The organism is Pseudomonas sp. GCEP-101, assembly GCF_025133575.1.
GTDB classification, from domain to species: Bacteria; Pseudomonadota; Gammaproteobacteria; order Pseudomonadales; family Pseudomonadaceae; genus Pseudomonas; species Pseudomonas nitroreducens_B.
On record NZ_CP104011.1, the window covers coordinates 512,014 to 528,228 of the forward strand.

Genomic DNA, 16,215 nt, shown 5'->3' on the forward strand with positions numbered 1-16,215 from the left:
CGGATTCGCCGGCCTTGCCGGCGGATCGCGGGCATGGCCCGCTCCTACAGGGAAACTCCTGCAACGGGGAGAAGGAAATCCCGCGCCATTGCGCCGCCGTGCAGGCAGTTCGGAAACACCTGATTCGTCGCCCGTCATTCACCAGCATCCAGGCTGGCTATCTTTTCAGAACGGCACGTCGTCACAGGAACTCCCCATGCAACGCCTTCTGAACATGCTCAAGGACCTCGCCATCCTGGTGCGCGCCAACCTCTGGCTGGTGCCGGTGCTGGCCGCGCTGGTCGCGGCGGTCTTCTACTTCGTCGCCCCGCCGCCGCCGATGAGCGCCACCCTGGCGACCGGCGCGCCGGGCGGTGGCTACGCGGTGTTCGGCCAGCGGCTGAAGGAGGAGCTGGCCAAGCAGGGCTTCGACCTGAAGCTGGTGCGTACCGCGGGCTCGCGGGAGAACCTCGGTAAACTGCTGGACGACGCGAGCGGCGTCGACCTGGCGCTGGTGCAGAGCGGCCAGGAGTTGCAACTGGAACCTGCGCAGCGCGCCCACCTGCAAACCCTCGGGGCGATGTTCCAGGAACCGCTGTGGCTGTTCCAGCGCCGCGAAGCGAAGATCGACCGCCTGGCCGACCTGCTCGCCCTGCGTGTGGCCATCGGCGGCACCGGCAGCGGTACCGAGGCGGTCACCGGAGCCATCCTGAAGGCCAACGAGATATCCACAGAGCCGCTTCCGGCCGGCTGGCAGGCGCGCGGCGGCAACGCCGTGGCCAACGAACTGCTGGCCGGCCAGCTGGACGCTGCCTTCTTCGTCGGCCCGGCGGAGAACCCGCTGATCCAGCGCCTGGCCGCCAGCCCCGAGCTGAAACTCACCGGCTTTCGCCGCGCCCATGCCTACGAGGCGCGGATTCCCTTCCTCAAGCGCGTGGAGGTCAGCGAAGGCCTGCTGAACCTGGCGCAGAACGTGCCGGACCAGGACCTGGCCACCCTCTCCCCGGTCGCCACCCTGGTGGTCAACGGCGACTTCCATCCGGCGCTCACGCCACTGATCCTCGAGGCCGCGCGAAGCGTCATGAAGAGCGGCAGCCTGCTGGATGCGGCCGGCGCCTTCCCCAGCGCCGAACCACGCACCCTGGCCCTGCAGGAAGACGCCGGGCGCTACTACAAGAGCGGCCCGCCGCTGCTGCAGCGTTTCCTGCCGTTCCGCATCGCGTCCCTGGCGGACCGCTACATCATCCTGTTGATCCCCTTCATCGCCATCCTCATCCCGTTGCTCAAGTCCATCGGCCCGCTGTACCGCTGGCGCATCCGCGCGCGCATCTACCGCTGGTACCGTTACCTGCGCGAGATCGACCGGCGCCTGGACGAACGCACCGGCAGCGCCGAACTGAGCAGCGAGATCGAGCGCCTGGAGCAACTGGAGGCCGAGCTGGCCAAGGTCGAGGTGCCGCTGTCGTACTACAACGAGCTGTACGAGCTGCACCTGCACCTGAACTACGTGATCCGCCGCCTGCGCCAGCTGCGCCGCAACCGCCGCGAGCGCGACGCGGGGCTGGTGCCGGCGACGGAGTGATCGGCGTCGCGCATCCGGCCGCCGGGTCGGGTAAACTCTGGCGTTTTCCAATCCGCCCGCCTTGCCGCCGCACCGATGCGCGCGCCGGCGCGGGCACTGAACATCCGGGTCCGCCATGCCGATTCGTCACGCCATCGTCCACCTGATCGACAAGAAGCCCGACGGCAACCCCGCGACGCTGCACGCGCGCGACGCCGAGCTGGGCGACTCCCAGGCCATCGAGAACCTGATGGCCGACCTCAACGAGAGCTACAACGCCAAGCCCAACAAGGCCTGGGGCCTGTTCCAGGGCGAGTCCGGCGCCTACCCGTTCAGCGGCTGGCTGGGCGAGTACCTGGACGGCGGCAAGGATTTCGTCGGCTTTTCCAAGCAGGCGGTGGAGCACCTGAAGACGCTGATGGAAGAGTCCAACCTCTCCACCGGCGGCCACGTGCTGTTCTGCCATTACCAGCAGGGCATGACCGACTACCTGTCCATCGCCCTGCTGCACCACAGCGAAGGCGTGGCGGTGACCGACGCGCTGGAAGTGACCCCGTCGCGCCACCTGGACCTGGGCCAGCTGCACATGGCGGCGCGGATCAACATCTCCGAATGGCGCAACAACAAGGCCTCCAAGCAGTACATTTCGTTCATCAAGGGCAAGGGCGGCAAGAAGGTCTCGGACTACTTCCGCGACTTCATCGGCTGCACCGAGGGCGTCGACGGCCCGAGCGAGACCCGCACCCTGCTCAAGGCCTTCAGCGACTTCGTGGAGAGCGAGGACCTGCCCGAAGAGCAGGCCCGCGAGAAGACCGACGTGCTGGTGGACTACGCCACCAGCCAGGCCAAGATCGGCGAACCGATGGCCCTGGACGCGCTCTCCGAGCTGATGGACGACCAGGCGCCGCGCGCCTTCTACGACTACATCCGCAACAAGGACTACGGCCTGTCGCCGGAAATCCCGGCGGACAAGCGCACCCTCAACCAGTTCCGCCGCTTCACCGGCCGTGCCGAGGGGCTGTCGATCAGCTTCGAGGCGCACCTGCTGGGCAGCAAGGTGGAGTACGACGAGGAACGCGACATGCTGATCATCCGCGGCCTGCCGACCCAGTTGCAGGACCAGCTCAAGCGCCGCAAGGACTGAGCCCCGCGCGCTGACAAGAAACGCCCACCTCCCGGTGGGCTTTTTTGTGCCCGCGGGAAAGCGCTCTCCCTGTAGGAGCGGGCCATGCCCGCGATCGCGGACAAGGTCCGCTGCTCTGCTGGGAGTGAGCGGCAGCGAAGGTCCTGGCGGCGGTGTTGGCCAACTGGCGGTTGTGGAGACGCGGGCGCCGGCCCTGCCGGCGGATCGCGGGCGTGGCCCGCTCCTACAGGGACGCAGCGCACGGACTTCCGACAAGCGCCGCGCAGCCCGCGTGGTGCGGGTGCTAGAGTCAAATCAGGCGCCTCTCGCTCGCGGTGGTCGCCATGCCCGCTTCGCACGCTGTCACTGTCGCTGCGTCCCCGCTCTCCGGGCATCCCCGGTTGCACGGCTCGTACTGGGCACTGCTGTTGTTGCTCGGCAGCCACCTCCTGTTCGCCGCCCCGCCGCCGCAGCCGCTGCCACCCAACGTCGCGCGCTTCGTGCTGGCCAATGCCGAGTTCAGCGTGATGCATGAGATGGGGCACATGCTGATCGCCGAGTACGACCTGCCGGTGCTCGGCCGCGAGGAGGATGCGGCGGACCAGCTCGGCTTCATCCTGTTGTTCCGCCTCTATGCCAGGCTGCCGCGCGACGAGGTGGACGCACGCCTGCTGGATATCGCCGACTACTGGCGGCTGGAGTGGCAGACGCCCAAGCCGCCGCCGGACCAGGTGCTGGCCTGGGACAGCCATCCGCTGGACGAGCAGCGCTACTACAACATCGCCTGCCTGCTCTACGGCAGCGACATGGCGCGGCTGGACTGGCTACCGCCGCTCACCGGGCTGCCCTATGAGCGCGCGGTCTATTGCGACCAGGAGTTCCACCAGGCAAGCAAGGCCCTGGAATGGATACGCCACACCCGGCGCACGGCGTCGATCCAGCGCCACGCGGCGTGGCAGCTGAGTTGGGATACGCCATCGGTGAACCGCGAGGAGGCCGAGCCACTGATTGCGCTGCTGCGCGATGGCGATCGCCTGCAACAGATGGTCAGCGAGGTCTTGCGCCTGTTCCGCCCGCCGCGCCCGCTGAGCCTGCGGCTGGTCAGCTGCGGCGCGCCGGATGCCTGGTACAACCGCAACAGCGGGGAAATGGCGCTCTGCTACGAGCGCTTGCAGCACTTCCGCGAGATGGCCGAGAACCTGCCGCGCCTGCGTACCCCGGTGACGCGGCAGTGTCCCGGCCCGGTCGGGCTCAGGCCGGGCGGATGCTGAAGCCGATGCGCGGGAAGTGTACGTGGACGGTGCCGGCGCGCTCGTCGTCGCGGCGCAGGATCAGGCTCTCCACGCCAGCGTGGAGCAACTCGCCTTCCACCGGATCACAGCCGTAGTCGGTGGCGGCGATCACCACGCGCTGGCCGGCCTGGTGGCCATTGGGGTCGGCGAACTCCTCTTCGGGCAACGCGGCTGGTTGGCTGTCGCGGGCCACGGCGATGGCCTCCTCGGCGCTCATCTCGCTCGGCGCACCGTGGCCGAAGCCCAGCACGCGGCCGAGCCAGGCGGCGACGGAAGGATAGTCGTCCACCAGCGGCGCGGTGATCGGCGTGCCCTTGAGGAACCACAGGCTGTGGGCCAGGGCGAAATCGGCGATGGAGGGCTCGCCGAAGAGGAAGTCGCCCTCCTCGCGGGCGAGCTGCTGCTCGACGCGCGCCATGAAGGCCGGCCACTGGTGCTTGGCCTGCTCGATCGGCAGCTTGCTGGCGGTGCCGCCGCTGAACAGCTGGCTGCGGTCGGCGACGAAGGCCTGGAGGAACTGCGGCGGCAGTTTGCCGAAGCGCAGGGCGATGGATTCGGGCTGGAACACCAGGCTGACGGCGTGCTGGAAGATCACCGAGTCGGCCCACAGGGCAAAGCTGGCCGCCGTGAATTCGTGGCCCTCGGGGTACAGCGCCGGCACGGCCTTTTCCTGCTCCAGGCGGCGGGCGATGAGCGCGGTGTCGCAGTAGATATCGGCGCCGACCTGCAGCACGGGGGTCTTGCGGTAGCCACCGGTGAGCGCCGTCAGGTCCGGCTTGGGCATCAGCGGCGGGATGGTCACCGAGCGCCAGGACAGCTGCTTGAAGCCCAGCATCAGACGCGCCTTTTCGGCGAAGGGCGAAGTCGGGTAGTGGTGCAGGATCAGCTCGGACATGGGTGGCTCCAGCGGCCGGTTGGTGGTCCGGCAGCTTAACCCGTACGTAGGACGACTCCTACCTCATCCCTCGGATGGGACGACATCCACGGCGCTGATGGTGAAGGGATTGGCCAGCACCAGGCGCTCCTTGGCCTTCTTGCTCAGCGCCTTGATCGCCCGTTCGCGGCGCAGGGCGTCGCCCTTGCCGGGGCAGGCCTCGACATAGACCAGGGCTTGCGCAGGACTGGAATGGAAAAAGCGCGCGCCCTTGCCGCTGCGATGGGCCTCGAAGCGGCGCTGCGCGTCGTCACTGATACCGCAGTAGAGCGCGCCGTTTTCGGCGCGCACCAGGTAGACGAACCAGGGCTTGGCCGCGGCGGCCGTCACGACGACCAGACCCGCGCCTGCATGCGGTCGCAGTAGGCGACCAGGCGCTCGTAGCTGCGCGCCATGTCGTTGAGCGGCGTTTCCAGGGTGCTGAGGACGAGGTTGGCCAGCACGCCGTAGGTGGCGGCATCGGCGCTGCAAGGCTGGGCGCCACCAAAGTACGGTAGGTCGCCGAGCATGCCGTCGAGGGCCTCGAGGTCGTCGCGGGCGAAGCTCAGCAGTTCCTCGCGGGTGTGGCGCAGCAGGCCGCGGCCCTTGAGGTCGCCACGGATCTTGCGCTGCAGCATCACCCCCACCAGCGGCCGCAGGGGGGCCGGGATGCCGCGCAGCATCACGTCCTTCACCTGGCGGAAGCCCTGCTCGTCGAGCCAGCGGAAGTACACCAGCAGCGGGACCAGGTGCTCGTCGCACAGGCGGGTGATCGACACCGCCCAGCCACGGCCCCGGGCATCGAGGCCGGCGTCGAGGTCGAATTCGTAGTACTGCTGCAGGGTGCGCATGATGATCGCCGTGTCGGCGATGGGCTTGCCGTCCAGCGTGATGAACGGCAGCTTGCCCTTGGGCCCCTTGCGCGGGTCCATGACCGGCTTGACCTGGTACTCCAGCCCGGCGAGGCGGAGGAAGGTCTCCAGCTTCAGGCAGAAGGGGCTGACGTTGGGTACGTTGAAGGCGGGCGGGAACTGGAAAAGTGTGATCATGGCGGCGTCCGGCTTTCAGTCGCCTGTCATTTAAGCCTATCCAGCCGCCACGGGCGAGCACCAATGCCCGCTATCGGGCATTCGCCCCGCGTTGTGCGCGGTACGCCGCGAGCCCCTTGGCGGCCTGCGCGCGAATCGCCCGCTGCACCGGTGGCGCCCAGCCCAGCAGGGCTCCCTTGGCGCCCAGCGCCTGGCGCGACCATGCCCACAGGTCGAAGCTGTCCACGTGCTGACAGATCAATCCGTCGCGAAAGTGGAAATGTGCCTGGATGTGATTGATCACTTTCCGACCGGTCTGGGTGAAGGTGTAGGACGCCACCCAGCGCGCCGAGCCGCGCGTGTCATCCGCCGTGACACCCTCGTAGGTCAGCGAGAAGTCCTGGGCACGGGCGGTGAGCAGGCGCCACATGTCGCCGGCCTCGGCGCCGCGCAGGTCGGTGAAGACGGGGTCGCTGAAGTGCACGTCGGCGCTGTAGCAGGCGGCCATGGCGTCGCCATCGCGGCGCTGGAAGGCCTGGTAGAAACGTTCGATCAACTGGGCGTTGGCATGGGCCATGGTGGCGCTCGTGTCGGAAGGAATACGGGCAGTATCGCGGCGAGATCGACTGGACACGATTGGCAATATCGACAACATTATGATCGATACCGCCACCTCATCGCCCGAGCAAAGCGAGACGCCATGTTCAGGATAGCCCTGTTCGTCTGCCCGCAAACCCTGTGTTCCAGCCTCGGCCTGGCCATGGACAGTTTCCACCTCGCCAACCGCCTGGCCGGCGCGCGGCGTTTCGAGGTGCTGCGGGTCAGCGCCGATGGCGCGCCGGTGGCATTGCCGTTCGGCCGCGTGGAAGTGGAAGGCGGCCTCGACCTCGCCGGGCGCTGCGACCTGCTGCTGATTCCTGCCACCGGCGCGGACGTTGCCGCCACCCTCGCCGCCAACCAGGCGCTGCTCGCCTGGCTGCGACATGCGCCTGCCAGCGTGGAGCTGGGCAGCCTGTGCAGCAGCGCCTTCCTGCTGGCCGAAGCCGGCGTGCTGGACGAGCGCCGCGCCACCACGCACTGGGCACTGGAAGCGGCCTTCCGCGAACGTTATCCCCAGGTGCGGCTGGACATCGACGCCCTGTGCACCGACGACCAGGGCCGGCTCTGCTCCGGCGGCGCCCAGGCCGGGCTGGACCTGTGCCTGTACCTGATCGAGCGCCACGCCGGCGCGGCACTGGCGCGGCGCGCGGCGGCGACCCTGGTGTTCGAGCACGGGCGCGGCCGCCAGCGGCGCTTCACGCCCCTTCTGCCCGACCCGCTGCCGGCAGGCTCACCGCTGCAGCCGCTGCTGGCCTGGCTGGACGACAACTACGCGCAGCCCTTCGACCTCGCCTCGCTTGCGCAGCGCGTGCATTGCTCCACGCGCACGCTGTTGCGGCGCTTCCGCGAGCAGGTGGGCATGTCGCCGAACGACTATGTGCAGCGCCTGCGCATCGCGTCGGCGCAGGAGGCGCTGGGTGATCCGGGGCGGTCGCTGGAGCGCATCGCCAGCGACGTCGGCTATGCCGACCGGGCCAGCTTCGCGCGGCTGTTCAAGCAGGTATGCGGGGAGACGCCGGGGGCCTTCCGGCAGCGGCTGCTGGGGCGGCAGGCTTGAAACCCGCTGGATGATGGGGTGGCTGTAGGAGCGAGCTTGCTCGCGAACCGCCCAACGCCAACGCCGCCGGGAAATCCGCTCGCGAGCAAGCTCGCTCCTACGAAGAGCCGTCGACCGACGGCTGAGTGGAAACGGGTATCGATGGGTATCGCTTCGCTCCACACCATCCTACGTGGAAGCAAACCGCGATACCGCGGTCGGTCAGTGGAACCACTCCATTGCGGTGCGCCACACGCAGACGCCGACGAAGTAGGCGGAGGCGGCGAACCACAGGCCGAGCAGCCAGGGTTGGTCCACGGGGTGCTGGAGGATCAGCAGCGCACTGCTGAGCATCCAGATGAAGGTCACGGCGATGTTCAGCGGCATGAACTGGCGCACCCGGAAGGGGTGCAGGAACTTCATGCGGGTCAGGGTCAGCGCGGCCAGCGCCAGCACGGTGACGAAGCTCACCCAGGGGTGCAGGTCGAGCACGAAGAAGTACACCGCCACCACATTCCACGCCGCCGGGAAGCCGACGAAGTAGTTGTCCTTGCTCTTCATGTTGACGTTGCAGAAGCAGAACAGCGAGGACACCAGGATCACCCCCACCGCCAGCAGCTCGGTGTGCACCGGCAGCGGGATGTAGCGGTAGATGAAGATCGCCGGGATGAACACGTAGGTCAGGTAGTCGATCACCAGGTCCAGGGTCGAGCCATCGAAGTGCGGCAGCACCGCCTTGACGTCGAACTTGCGCGCCAGGGTGCCGTCCAGGCCGTCCACCAGCAGCGCCACGCCCAGCCACAGCAGGCAGGCCTGCGGCCTGTTGTCGACCAGCGCGAGCAGCGCCAGCAGCGCGAGGATGACACCACTGGAGGTCACCGCGTGGGCGCCCCAGGCCTTGGCTTTGCTGAGGTTCATTGGCGATAGGATCAGGTTCACGTCGGCTCTCTTCCTTTGGACGGCGATGCAGGGGAGCTCCCTGAAACGGTAGCTCATCCCTGACAGACCACAGCACATGGGAACACCGGGAAGGCGGCCGAGTTCAGCCGGGTTTTCCCGCAGCGCGCCCTGCGGCGGTGGAGTCGGCAGCATACGCCGTCAAGGGCTGGACGTGCCATCGGGGGAGACGAGCGTGAAGCGGGACTCGTCGGAGGAAGAAGAGCGCCATCTCCTGTAGGAGCGAGCTTGCTCGCCAACGCGGTTCCCGGGCACACAGGCGCCGGGCGGTTCGCGAGCACGCTCGCTCCTACGAAGAGCCCTGCGTCAGTGCAGGATCTGACTGAGGAACAGCTTGGTGCGGTCCGACCGCGGGTTGTCGAAGAACTGATCCGGCGGCGCCTGTTCGACGATCTCACCCTTGTCCATGAAGATCACCCGGTTCGCCACGGTGCGCGCAAAGCCCATCTCGTGGGTCACGCAGAGCATGGTCATGCCGCTCTGCGCCAGGCCGATCATGGTGTCGAGCACTTCCTTGACCATTTCCGGGTCGAGCGCCGAGGTGGGTTCGTCGAACAGCATGATCTTCGGCTTCATGCACAGCGCGCGGGCGATCGCCACGCGCTGCTGCTGGCCGCCGGAGAGCTGGCCCGGGAACTTGTTGGCCTGCTCCGGGATGCGCACGCGCTCCAGGTAATGCATGGCGATTTCCTCGGCCTGGCGCTTGGGCATCTTGCGCACCCACATGGGCGCCAGGATGCAGTTCTGCAGCACGGTCAGGTGCGGGAACAGGTTGAAGTGCTGGAACACCATGCCGACTTCGCTGCGGATCGCCTCGATCTGCTTGAGGTCGTTGGTCAGCTCGGTGCCGTCCACCACGATGCTGCCCTGCTGGTGTTCCTCCAGGCGGTTGATGCAGCGGATGGTGGTGGACTTGCCCGAGCCGGACGGCCCGCAGAGCACGATGCGCTCGCCCTGCTTGACCTCCAGGTTGATGTCCTTGAGCACGTGGAACTGGCCGTACCACTTGTTCACGCCCTTCATGGTGATCATCACGTGATCGCCGATGGCCGGCTGTGCGGTCTTGTTGGTGGCTTCAGACATGATGAATCGCTCCTAACGCTTGTGGCCCGTGTCCAGCTTGTGCTCCAAGTGCATGGAGTAGCGGGACATGCCGAAACAGAAAATCCAGTAGACGACCGCGGCGAACACATAGCCTTCGGTGGCCATGCCCAGCCAGGCCGGGTCCGCGGTGGCGCGCTTGATGCTGTTGAGGAAGTCGAACAGGCCGATGATGATCACCAGGCTCGTGTCCTTGAACAGCGCAATGAAGGTGTTGACGATGCCGGGGATGACCAGCTTGAGCGCCTGCGGCAGGATCACCAGGCCCATGGTCCGCCAGTAGCCCAGGCCCATGGCGGCCGCGGCCTCGTACTGCCCCTTGGGGATGGCCTGCATGCCGCCGCGCACCACCTCGGCGATATAGGCGGCCTCGAACAGCACCACCATCACCATGGCCCGCAGCAGCTTGTCCAGGTTCATCCCCTCGGGCAGGAACAGCGGCAGCATCACCGAGGACATGAACAGCACCGTGATCAGCGGCACGCCGCGCCAGAACTCGATGGTGGTGACGCAGATGACCTTGATCGCCGGCATCTTCGAACGCCGCCCGAGCGCCAGCAGGATGCCCAGCGGCATCGCCCCGCAGATGCCGACCGCAGCGATCACCACGGTGAGCATCAGGCCGCCCCAGGCGCTGGTCGGCACGGTTTCCAGGCCGAGGAAGCCACCGTGCAGCAGCCAGTAGGCGATGATCGGCAGCGCCACCAGGAAGCCCAGGCCGTACTTCACCTTGTAGGCGAAGCGCTTGAGGAACAGCGGCGCCGCGCCGAACACCACGAACAGCACGGTGAGGTCTACGCGCCAGCGCAGCTCCTCGGGGTAGAAGCCGTACATGAACTGGCCGAAACGCGAGCCGATGAACACCCAGCAGGCGCCCTCGCGGGAACAGTCGGCGCGGGTGCTGCCGGTCCAGTCGGCCTTGATGATCGCCCACTCCAGCAGCGGCGGCAGGATCAGGTAGACCAGGTAGAGGCCGACCAGCGTCAGCAGGGTATTGAACCAGCTGGAGAACAGGTTGGCGCGCAGCCAGGCGAGCACGCCCACGCTCATCGCGGGCGGCGGCAGGTCGGGCTTGAAGGTATGCGTCGTCATGGAATATCCCCTACCGCTCGACCAGCGCGATGTGCTTGTTGTACCAGTTCATCAGCAGCGAAATGCTGATGCTGATGGCCAGGTACACGCTCATGGTGATGGCCATGGTTTCGATGGCCTGGCCGGTCTGGTTGAGCACCGTGCCGGCGAACAGCGAGACCATGTCCGGGTAGCCGATGGCGGCGGCCAGCGAGGAGTTCTTCGCCAGGTTCAGGTACTGGCTGGTCAGCGGCGGAATGATTACCCGCAGCGCCTGCGGAATGATCACCAGGCGCAGCGTCTGCCCGGGGCGCAGGCCCAGGGAGCCGGCGGCCTCGGTCTGGCCGTGGCTGACCGCCTGGATGCCCGCGCGCACCGTCTCGCCGATGAAGGCGGCGGTGTAGACCGACAGCGCGAGGATGATCGACACCAGCTCCGGGATCACCACCCAGCCGCCGCGGAAGTTGAAGCCCTGCAGCACCGGCACGTCCCAGTGGAACGGCGCACCGGCCACCAGCGACACCAGGCCCGGCAGCACGATCAAGAGCGCCAGGCCGCTGAGGAAGACCGGGAACGCCTTGCCGGTGGCATGACGGCGGGCCTTGGCCCACTTCCAGATCACCGTCCAGCCGACGAGGGCCAGGATCACCGCGACGATGAACGGGCCGAGGCCGTCGGCGGCTATCGGCGCGGGCATCTGCAGGCCGCGGTTGTTGACGAAGAACAGGTCGCCGAAGCTGATGCTCTGCCGCGGGTTCGGCAGCGGGCCGAGCACGGCGAAGTACCAGAAGAAGATCTGCAGCAGCGGCGGGATATTGCGGAAGGTCTCGATGTACAGCGTCGCCAGCTTGCGGATCAGCCAGTTGGGCGACAGCCGCGCCACACCGAGGATGAAGCCCAGCACGGTGGCGAAGAAGATCCCCACCACCGTGACCAGCAGCGTGTTCAGCAGGCCGACCAGGAACACCCGTCCGTAGGTGTCGCTTTCGCTGTAGTCGATCAGGTGCTGGGAGATGCCGAAGCCGGCGCTGTGGTCGAGGAAACCGAAACCGGACTGGATGCCGCGGTGGGCGAGATTGGTCTGGGTGTTGTCGAAGAGGAACCAGCCGACCGCCACGACGGCGATGACGGCGATGATCTGGAATGCCCAGCCGCGCACGACGGGATCGTTGAGCGATACCCCCCGCGGGCGCTGGGCCTTGATGGAATTCTGCATGTAAGCCCTCTCGCAAGCCGCGCCGGGCGGGCACGGGCTACGCCCGCGACCGCCCGACAGGCTTCACGTCGTTCGAAACACTCCGGCGCCCACACTCCGGGCGCCGGAACGGGTCAGGTCAGCGCACCGGCGGTGCGTACTGCAGACCACCCTTGTTCCACTGGGCGTTGAGGCCACGCTTGATCTTCAGCTCGCTGCCGTCGCCGACGTTGCGGTCGAAGATCTCGCCGTAGTTACCCACTTGCTTGACGACCTGCACCGCCCAGTCCTTGGGCAGCTTGAGGTCCTTGCCGTAGTCGCCCTCGGCGCCGAGCAGGCGCGCGACGTCCGGGTTCTTGGTGCTCTTGGCCTGTTCCTCGACGTTCTTCGAGTTGATGCCCAGTTCCTCGGCGTTGACCATCGCGTAAAGCGTCCAGCGGGCGATGTCGAACCACTCCTCGTCACCCTGGCGCACGGCCGGGCCGAGGGGTTCCTTGGAGATCACCTCCGGCAGCACCACGTAGTCATCCGGCGCCGCCAGCTTGATGCGTTGGGCGTAGAGCTGCGACTGGTCGGAGGTCAGCACGTCGCAACGGCCGGACTCCAGCGACTTGGCGCTCTCGTCGGAGGTGTCGTAGGTGATGGGGGTGTACTTGAGGTTGTTGGAGCGGAAGTAGTCGGACAGGTTGAGCTCGGTGGTGGTGCCGGCCTGGATGCACACGGTGGCGCCGTCGAGTTCCTTGGCGCTGGAGACGCCGAGCTTCTTGTTCACCAGGAAGCCCTGGCCGTCGTAGTAGGTCACGCCGACGAAGTTCAGACCCATCGCGCTGTCACGCGAGCTGGTCCAGGTGGTGTTGCGCGAGAGGATGTCGATCTCGCCGGACTGCAGCGCGGTGAAACGCTCCTTGGCGGTGAGCGGGCTGTACTTGACCTTGGTCGCGTCGCCGAACACGGCCGCCGCCACGGCGCGGCAGACGTCCACGTCGATGCCCTTGTACTGGCCCTTGGCATCGGCATACGAGAAGCCGGGAAGACCGTCACTGATACCGCACTGCACGTAGCCTTTCTTCTTCACTGCATCCAGGGTGGCACCGGCATGGGCGAGCCCGCTGATGCCGAACACGGCGGCGGTGGTCAGCACTGCCAGGGTGGATTTCACCATCTTCATCGATCTTCTCCGTTGCTTTTTTAGTGTTTTGGAGTCCCGGTTCCACCGCCGTACCCTCGTGAGGCACCAGCAAGACAACAAACGGGATGGAGACCTGAAGGTGAGTCTAGACGGCCTGTGAAAAATCCTACGGACGCCGCGAACACACCTTCGAGCGCGCAGGTCATGCGCGCCGGAACGGGTCATCAAGGGATCATTGCGTGAAGGCGAAGGCCCGCCGCGCCGGCTGTTGACCGCAGCCAGCACGGCGGGCCCTGAAACAGCCCAAGACTTTCGCGGCGCCACTTCCAGTACAGCTTTCCGGATGGGGTCGGTAGAGTGTTACCGGAAAACGGGGCCGCACAGCCTACGGTTGCGATAGCAAGGGGCGTACCAGCTCAGGAACGCTCTCACAATTTCGTGCAGTCAAGTCCCACAAGTTATGGCCATGCGACATCTTCTTGCATGCCCCACCTACCCGATCCCGCGCGCGGCGCCCCTTCCTAGAGCGCCCGCCCCATCCTGGAGCCTCCATGACCCAGCCCCTGATCCTCGAACCCAGCCAGCGCGTCGATTCCTGCGTCATTTGGTTGCACGGCCTGGGCGCCGACCGTTACGACTTCGAGCCGGTAGCACAGATGCTGCAACGCAGCTTCACCTCGACACGCTTCATCCTGCCCCAGGCGCCGACCCGTCCGGTCACCGTGTTCAACGGCATGCCCGCCCCCAGCTGGTACGACATCCGCGCCATGTCCCCGGCGCGCGCCATCGACGAAGACCAGCTCAACGCCTCGGCCGACAGCGTGATCGCCCTGATCCAGGCGCAGATCGACCAGGGCATCGAGGCGCGTCGCATCGTCCTCGCCGGCTTCTCCCAGGGCGGCGCGGTGGTGCTGCACACCGGCTACCTGCGCTGGGACGGCGAGCTGGGCGGGGTCATGGCCCTGTCCACCTATGGCCCGACATTCAGTGACGACATAACGTTGCCGGCTACAAAAAGACAACTGTCCGCGCTCTGCCTGCATGGCACTTTCGACGACGTCGTGACGCTGCCCATGGGCCGCGCCGCGTACGACTTCCTGCAGGCCAACGAGGTGCCCGCCCAGTGGCGCACCTACCCGATGAGCCATGAAGTGAGCAACGAGGAACTCGGCGATATCGGCGCCTGGCTGCGGGAGCGCCTGTGATCCCCTGACCCTGCGGAGAACAAGAAGAAGCATGAACGCCCCGATTAGCAGCCTGCGTGACGTCGAAGCCCTGGAACAGGTCCCGCTGCAGGACCGCGACCTGCCGCCCAACACCTATGAACTGCTGCGCCGCTCGGCTCAGCAGTACGGCCCATCCACCGCCCTGAGCTTCCTGCTGCAGGGCTCGGCGGCGGAGGAGCCGCTCAAGGTCAGCTACGCGGAGCTGTTCGCCCGCGTCACCCAGGCCGCCAATGCCTTCCACCGCCTGGGCGTGCGGCCGGGCACCGCGGTGTCGTTCCTGCTTCCCAACCTGCCGCAGACCCACTACGTGATCTGGGGCGGCGAGGCGGCGGGGATCGTCAATGCGATCAACCCGCTGCTCGACCCCGAGCACATCGCCGAGTTGGTGCGCGCCGCCGACTCCCGCGTGCTGGTGACCCTGGCGCCCTTCCCCGGCACCGATCTCTGGGACAAGGTCGCCGGCCTGCGCGGGCAGTTGCCGGAGCTGAACGCCATCGTCACCGTCGATATCGCCAACCTGCTGCCCGAGCCGCAACGCGCGGCGCTGAAGGCCGCCCGCGGCGCGCTGCCCGAGGGCGTGCTGGACTTCGACGCCCTGCTCGCCCAGTGCCCGGACGACCACCTGGAAAGCGGCCGGGTGATCGGCCCGGACGAAGTCGCCTCCTACTTCCACACCGGCGGCACCACCGGCACGCCCAAGCTCGCACCGCACAGCCACTTCAACGAAGTGGCGATGGCCGAGATCATGGGCCTGAATGCCGACTACGACGGCCACGACGTGCTGCTCTGCGGTCTGCCGCTGTTCCACGTCAACGGCGTCATGGTGACTGGCCTTGCGCCCTTCATGCGCGGCGGCGAGGTGCTGCTGGCCGGCCCACAGGGCTATCGCAACCCCGCCTTGATCCAGGATTTCTGGAAGCTGGTGGAACGCTACAAGGTCACCAGTTTCAGCGGCGTACCGACCATCTACGCCGCCCTGCTGCAGGTGCCCAGCGAGGGCCGCGACCTCTCCAGCCTGCGCTTCGCGCTGTGCGGCGCGGCGCCCATGCCGGTGGAGCTGATCCGCCAGTTCGAGGCGAAGACGGGTCTGGCGGTCATCGAAGGCTACGGCATGACCGAAGGCACCTGCGGCACCAGCTGCAACCCGCGCGGCGGCGAACGCCGGCCCGGTTCCATCGGCCTGCGTCTGCCCTACTGCGAGGTGAAGTCGGTGATCCTCGACGGCAACGGCCAGTACCTGCGCGACGCCGCCGTGGACGAGATCGGCACCCTCTGCCTGCGCGGTCCCACCGTGTTCAAGGGCTACCTGCAGGCCAGCAAGAACAAGGACATCTGGATCGACGGCGACTGGTTCAACACCGGCGATCTGGGCCGCATCGATGCCGATGGCTACATCTGGCTCACCGGGCGCAGCAAGGACCTGATCATCCGCGGCGGCCACAACATCGACCCGCAGATGATCGAGGAAGCCCTGCATCGCCACCCCGCCGTGGCCCTGGCGGCCGCCGTCGGCAAGCCGTGCCTGAAGGCCGGCGAGTTGCCGGTGGCCTACATCCAGCTCAAGCCGGGCATGCAGGTCAGCGAGGCGGAGCTGCTGGAGCACGCCGCCCGCCACGTGCCCGAACGCGCGGCGGTGCCCAAGGACGTCTGGCTGCTGGACGCCATCCCGGTCACCGCCGTGGGCAAGACCTTCAAGCCGGCGCTGCGCCTGGATGCCATTCGTCGTGTGTTCGAGGACGAGACCCGCCACCTGTCCCCGCCACCGCGCGTGGAGGTGGTGGCCGATGACCGCCATGGGCAGAAAGTCCGCCTCTTCGTCGGCGGCCTCGACCTAGACTCGCGCGCCGCATTGGCCGAGCGCTTGGGCGGTTACGCGGTGCACCTGGAACTGTTGGAACACTGATGAAACACCCGGCCGACCGCCGGTCGGCCGGGCCTGTACGCGAATTGCCAGTACTCAAATCTGACTAATACTGATGGCTCAATGTGCGAAGAGGACTACAG

15 protein-coding genes are annotated in these 16,215 nt (G+C 67.1%); 6 read left to right on the top strand and 9 right to left on the bottom strand.

Translation table 11 applies throughout. From position 1 onward, the window contains the following. The first annotated feature begins 196 nt into the window (after window positions 1-196). The 3 genes from N0B71_RS02355 to N0B71_RS02365 all read left to right on the top strand — a co-directional run bounded on the left by N0B71_RS02355 (window position 197) and on the right by N0B71_RS02365 (window position 3,934). Window positions 197-1,561 carry a TAXI family TRAP transporter solute-binding subunit gene (locus N0B71_RS02355; protein WP_259757019.1) on the top strand — a complete coding sequence of 455 codons (1,365 nt, stop codon included), beginning with the start codon at window positions 197-199 and terminating at the stop codon, window positions 1,559-1,561. A 115-nt stretch (window positions 1,562-1,676) separates the two neighbouring features. Further along, on the top strand, window positions 1,677-2,684 hold the full coding sequence (yejK, locus tag N0B71_RS02360; RefSeq protein WP_259757020.1) for a nucleoid-associated protein YejK: 1,008 nt from the start codon (window positions 1,677-1,679) through the stop codon (window positions 2,682-2,684). A gap of 323 nt (window positions 2,685-3,007) precedes the next feature. After that, the gene (locus tag N0B71_RS02365) at window positions 3,008-3,934 is read left to right on the top strand and encodes a DUF4344 domain-containing metallopeptidase (protein ID WP_259757022.1); all 927 of its coding nucleotides are present in this window, start codon (window positions 3,008-3,010) and stop codon (window positions 3,932-3,934) included. Here the strand turns inward: N0B71_RS02365 and N0B71_RS02370 are convergent. From N0B71_RS02370 to N0B71_RS02385, 4 genes are all read right to left on the bottom strand, one after another. Further along, window positions 3,915-4,850: a glutathione S-transferase family protein gene (locus tag N0B71_RS02370; protein WP_259757027.1), complete on the bottom strand. Its 936-nt coding sequence runs from the start codon at window positions 4,848-4,850 to the stop codon at window positions 3,915-3,917. The genes N0B71_RS02365 and N0B71_RS02370 overlap by 20 nt on opposite strands. A 63-nt stretch (window positions 4,851-4,913) precedes the next feature. Continuing rightward, window positions 4,914-5,219, bottom strand: coding sequence for a GIY-YIG nuclease family protein (locus N0B71_RS02375; RefSeq protein ID WP_259757028.1), 306 nt, complete (start codon window positions 5,217-5,219; stop codon window positions 4,914-4,916). Further along, the gene (locus N0B71_RS02380) at window positions 5,216-5,917 is read right to left on the bottom strand and encodes a glutathione S-transferase C-terminal domain-containing protein (protein ID WP_259757029.1); all 702 of its coding nucleotides are present in this window, start codon (window positions 5,915-5,917) and stop codon (window positions 5,216-5,218) included. Before N0B71_RS02380 ends, N0B71_RS02375 begins: the two co-directional genes overlap by 4 nt. 70 nt (window positions 5,918-5,987) lie before the next feature. Continuing rightward, the gene (locus N0B71_RS02385; RefSeq protein WP_259757031.1) at window positions 5,988-6,473 is read right to left on the bottom strand and encodes a nuclear transport factor 2 family protein; all 486 of its coding nucleotides are present in this window, start codon (window positions 6,471-6,473) and stop codon (window positions 5,988-5,990) included. 123 nt (window positions 6,474-6,596) lie between these two features. Here N0B71_RS02385 and N0B71_RS02390 point away from each other — a divergent pair, with 123 nt between their 5' ends. Further along, the gene (locus tag N0B71_RS02390; RefSeq protein ID WP_259757039.1) at window positions 6,597-7,553 is read left to right on the top strand and encodes a GlxA family transcriptional regulator; all 957 of its coding nucleotides are present in this window, start codon (window positions 6,597-6,599) and stop codon (window positions 7,551-7,553) included. Window positions 7,554-7,754: 201 nt separating this feature from the next. Here N0B71_RS02390 and pcsA read toward each other — a convergent pair whose 3' ends face one another. The 5 genes from pcsA to N0B71_RS02415 all read right to left on the bottom strand — a co-directional run bounded on the left by pcsA (window position 7,755) and on the right by N0B71_RS02415 (window position 13,024). Next, a complete protein-coding gene (pcsA, locus tag N0B71_RS02395) occupies window positions 7,755-8,450 on the bottom strand; it encodes a phosphatidylcholine synthase (RefSeq protein WP_259759719.1) in 696 nt (231 codons plus the stop codon). A gap of 345 nt (window positions 8,451-8,795) precedes the next feature. After that, the gene (locus N0B71_RS02400; protein ID WP_259757041.1) at window positions 8,796-9,572 is read right to left on the bottom strand and encodes an amino acid ABC transporter ATP-binding protein; all 777 of its coding nucleotides are present in this window, start codon (window positions 9,570-9,572) and stop codon (window positions 8,796-8,798) included. 12 nt (window positions 9,573-9,584) lie between these two features. Further along, window positions 9,585-10,682: an amino acid ABC transporter permease gene (locus tag N0B71_RS02405; protein ID WP_259757043.1), complete on the bottom strand. Its 1,098-nt coding sequence runs from the start codon at window positions 10,680-10,682 to the stop codon at window positions 9,585-9,587. Between the two features lie 10 nt (window positions 10,683-10,692). After that, the gene (locus N0B71_RS02410) at window positions 10,693-11,877 is read right to left on the bottom strand and encodes an amino acid ABC transporter permease (RefSeq protein WP_259757048.1); all 1,185 of its coding nucleotides are present in this window, start codon (window positions 11,875-11,877) and stop codon (window positions 10,693-10,695) included. 118 nt (window positions 11,878-11,995) lie between these two features. After that, window positions 11,996-13,024 (bottom strand): amino acid ABC transporter substrate-binding protein, encoded by a 1,029-nt coding sequence (locus N0B71_RS02415; protein ID WP_259757050.1) that lies wholly within the window; start codon window positions 13,022-13,024, stop codon window positions 11,996-11,998. Window positions 13,025-13,536: 512 nt separating this feature from the next. Between N0B71_RS02415 and N0B71_RS02420 the strand changes: the two genes are divergently transcribed. Continuing rightward, window positions 13,537-14,190 (top strand): alpha/beta hydrolase, encoded by a 654-nt coding sequence (locus N0B71_RS02420; RefSeq protein ID WP_259757051.1) that lies wholly within the window; start codon window positions 13,537-13,539, stop codon window positions 14,188-14,190. 31 nt (window positions 14,191-14,221) lie between these two features. Further along, entirely contained in the window at window positions 14,222-16,114 is a 1,893-nt protein-coding gene (locus tag N0B71_RS02425) for an acyl-CoA synthetase (protein ID WP_259757052.1), read from the top strand. Window positions 16,115-16,215: the final 101 nt, after the last annotated feature.

Excerpts from the sequence above, each read along its gene's own strand:
- N0B71_RS02380 (WP_259757029.1), bottom strand. The coding sequence starts at position 5,917 with ATGATCACACTTTTCCAGTTCCCGCCCGCCTTCAACGTACCCAACGTC.
- N0B71_RS02425 (WP_259757052.1), top strand. The coding sequence starts at position 14,222 with ATGAACGCCCCGATTAGCAGCCTGCGTGACGTCGAAGCCCTGGAACAG.
- N0B71_RS02410 (WP_259757048.1), bottom strand. The coding sequence starts at position 11,877 with ATGCAGAATTCCATCAAGGCCCAGCGCCCGCGGGGGGTATCGCTCAAC.
- N0B71_RS02405 (WP_259757043.1), bottom strand. The coding sequence starts at position 10,682 with ATGACGACGCATACCTTCAAGCCCGACCTGCCGCCGCCCGCGATGAGC.
- N0B71_RS02385 (WP_259757031.1), bottom strand. The coding sequence starts at position 6,473 with ATGGCCCATGCCAACGCCCAGTTGATCGAACGTTTCTACCAGGCCTTC.
- pcsA (WP_259759719.1), bottom strand. The coding sequence starts at position 8,450 with ATGAACCTCAGCAAAGCCAAGGCCTGGGGCGCCCACGCGGTGACCTCC.
- N0B71_RS02390 (WP_259757039.1), top strand. The coding sequence starts at position 6,597 with ATGTTCAGGATAGCCCTGTTCGTCTGCCCGCAAACCCTGTGTTCCAGC.
- N0B71_RS02415 (WP_259757050.1), bottom strand. The coding sequence starts at position 13,024 with ATGAAGATGGTGAAATCCACCCTGGCAGTGCTGACCACCGCCGCCGTG.
- yejK (WP_259757020.1), top strand. The coding sequence starts at position 1,677 with ATGCCGATTCGTCACGCCATCGTCCACCTGATCGACAAGAAGCCCGAC.
- N0B71_RS02365 (WP_259757022.1), top strand. The coding sequence starts at position 3,008 with ATGCCCGCTTCGCACGCTGTCACTGTCGCTGCGTCCCCGCTCTCCGGG.
- N0B71_RS02420 (WP_259757051.1), top strand. The coding sequence starts at position 13,537 with ATGACCCAGCCCCTGATCCTCGAACCCAGCCAGCGCGTCGATTCCTGC.
- N0B71_RS02370 (WP_259757027.1), bottom strand. The coding sequence starts at position 4,850 with ATGTCCGAGCTGATCCTGCACCACTACCCGACTTCGCCCTTCGCCGAA.
- N0B71_RS02400 (WP_259757041.1), bottom strand. The coding sequence starts at position 9,572 with ATGTCTGAAGCCACCAACAAGACCGCACAGCCGGCCATCGGCGATCAC.
- N0B71_RS02355 (WP_259757019.1), top strand. The coding sequence starts at position 197 with ATGCAACGCCTTCTGAACATGCTCAAGGACCTCGCCATCCTGGTGCGC.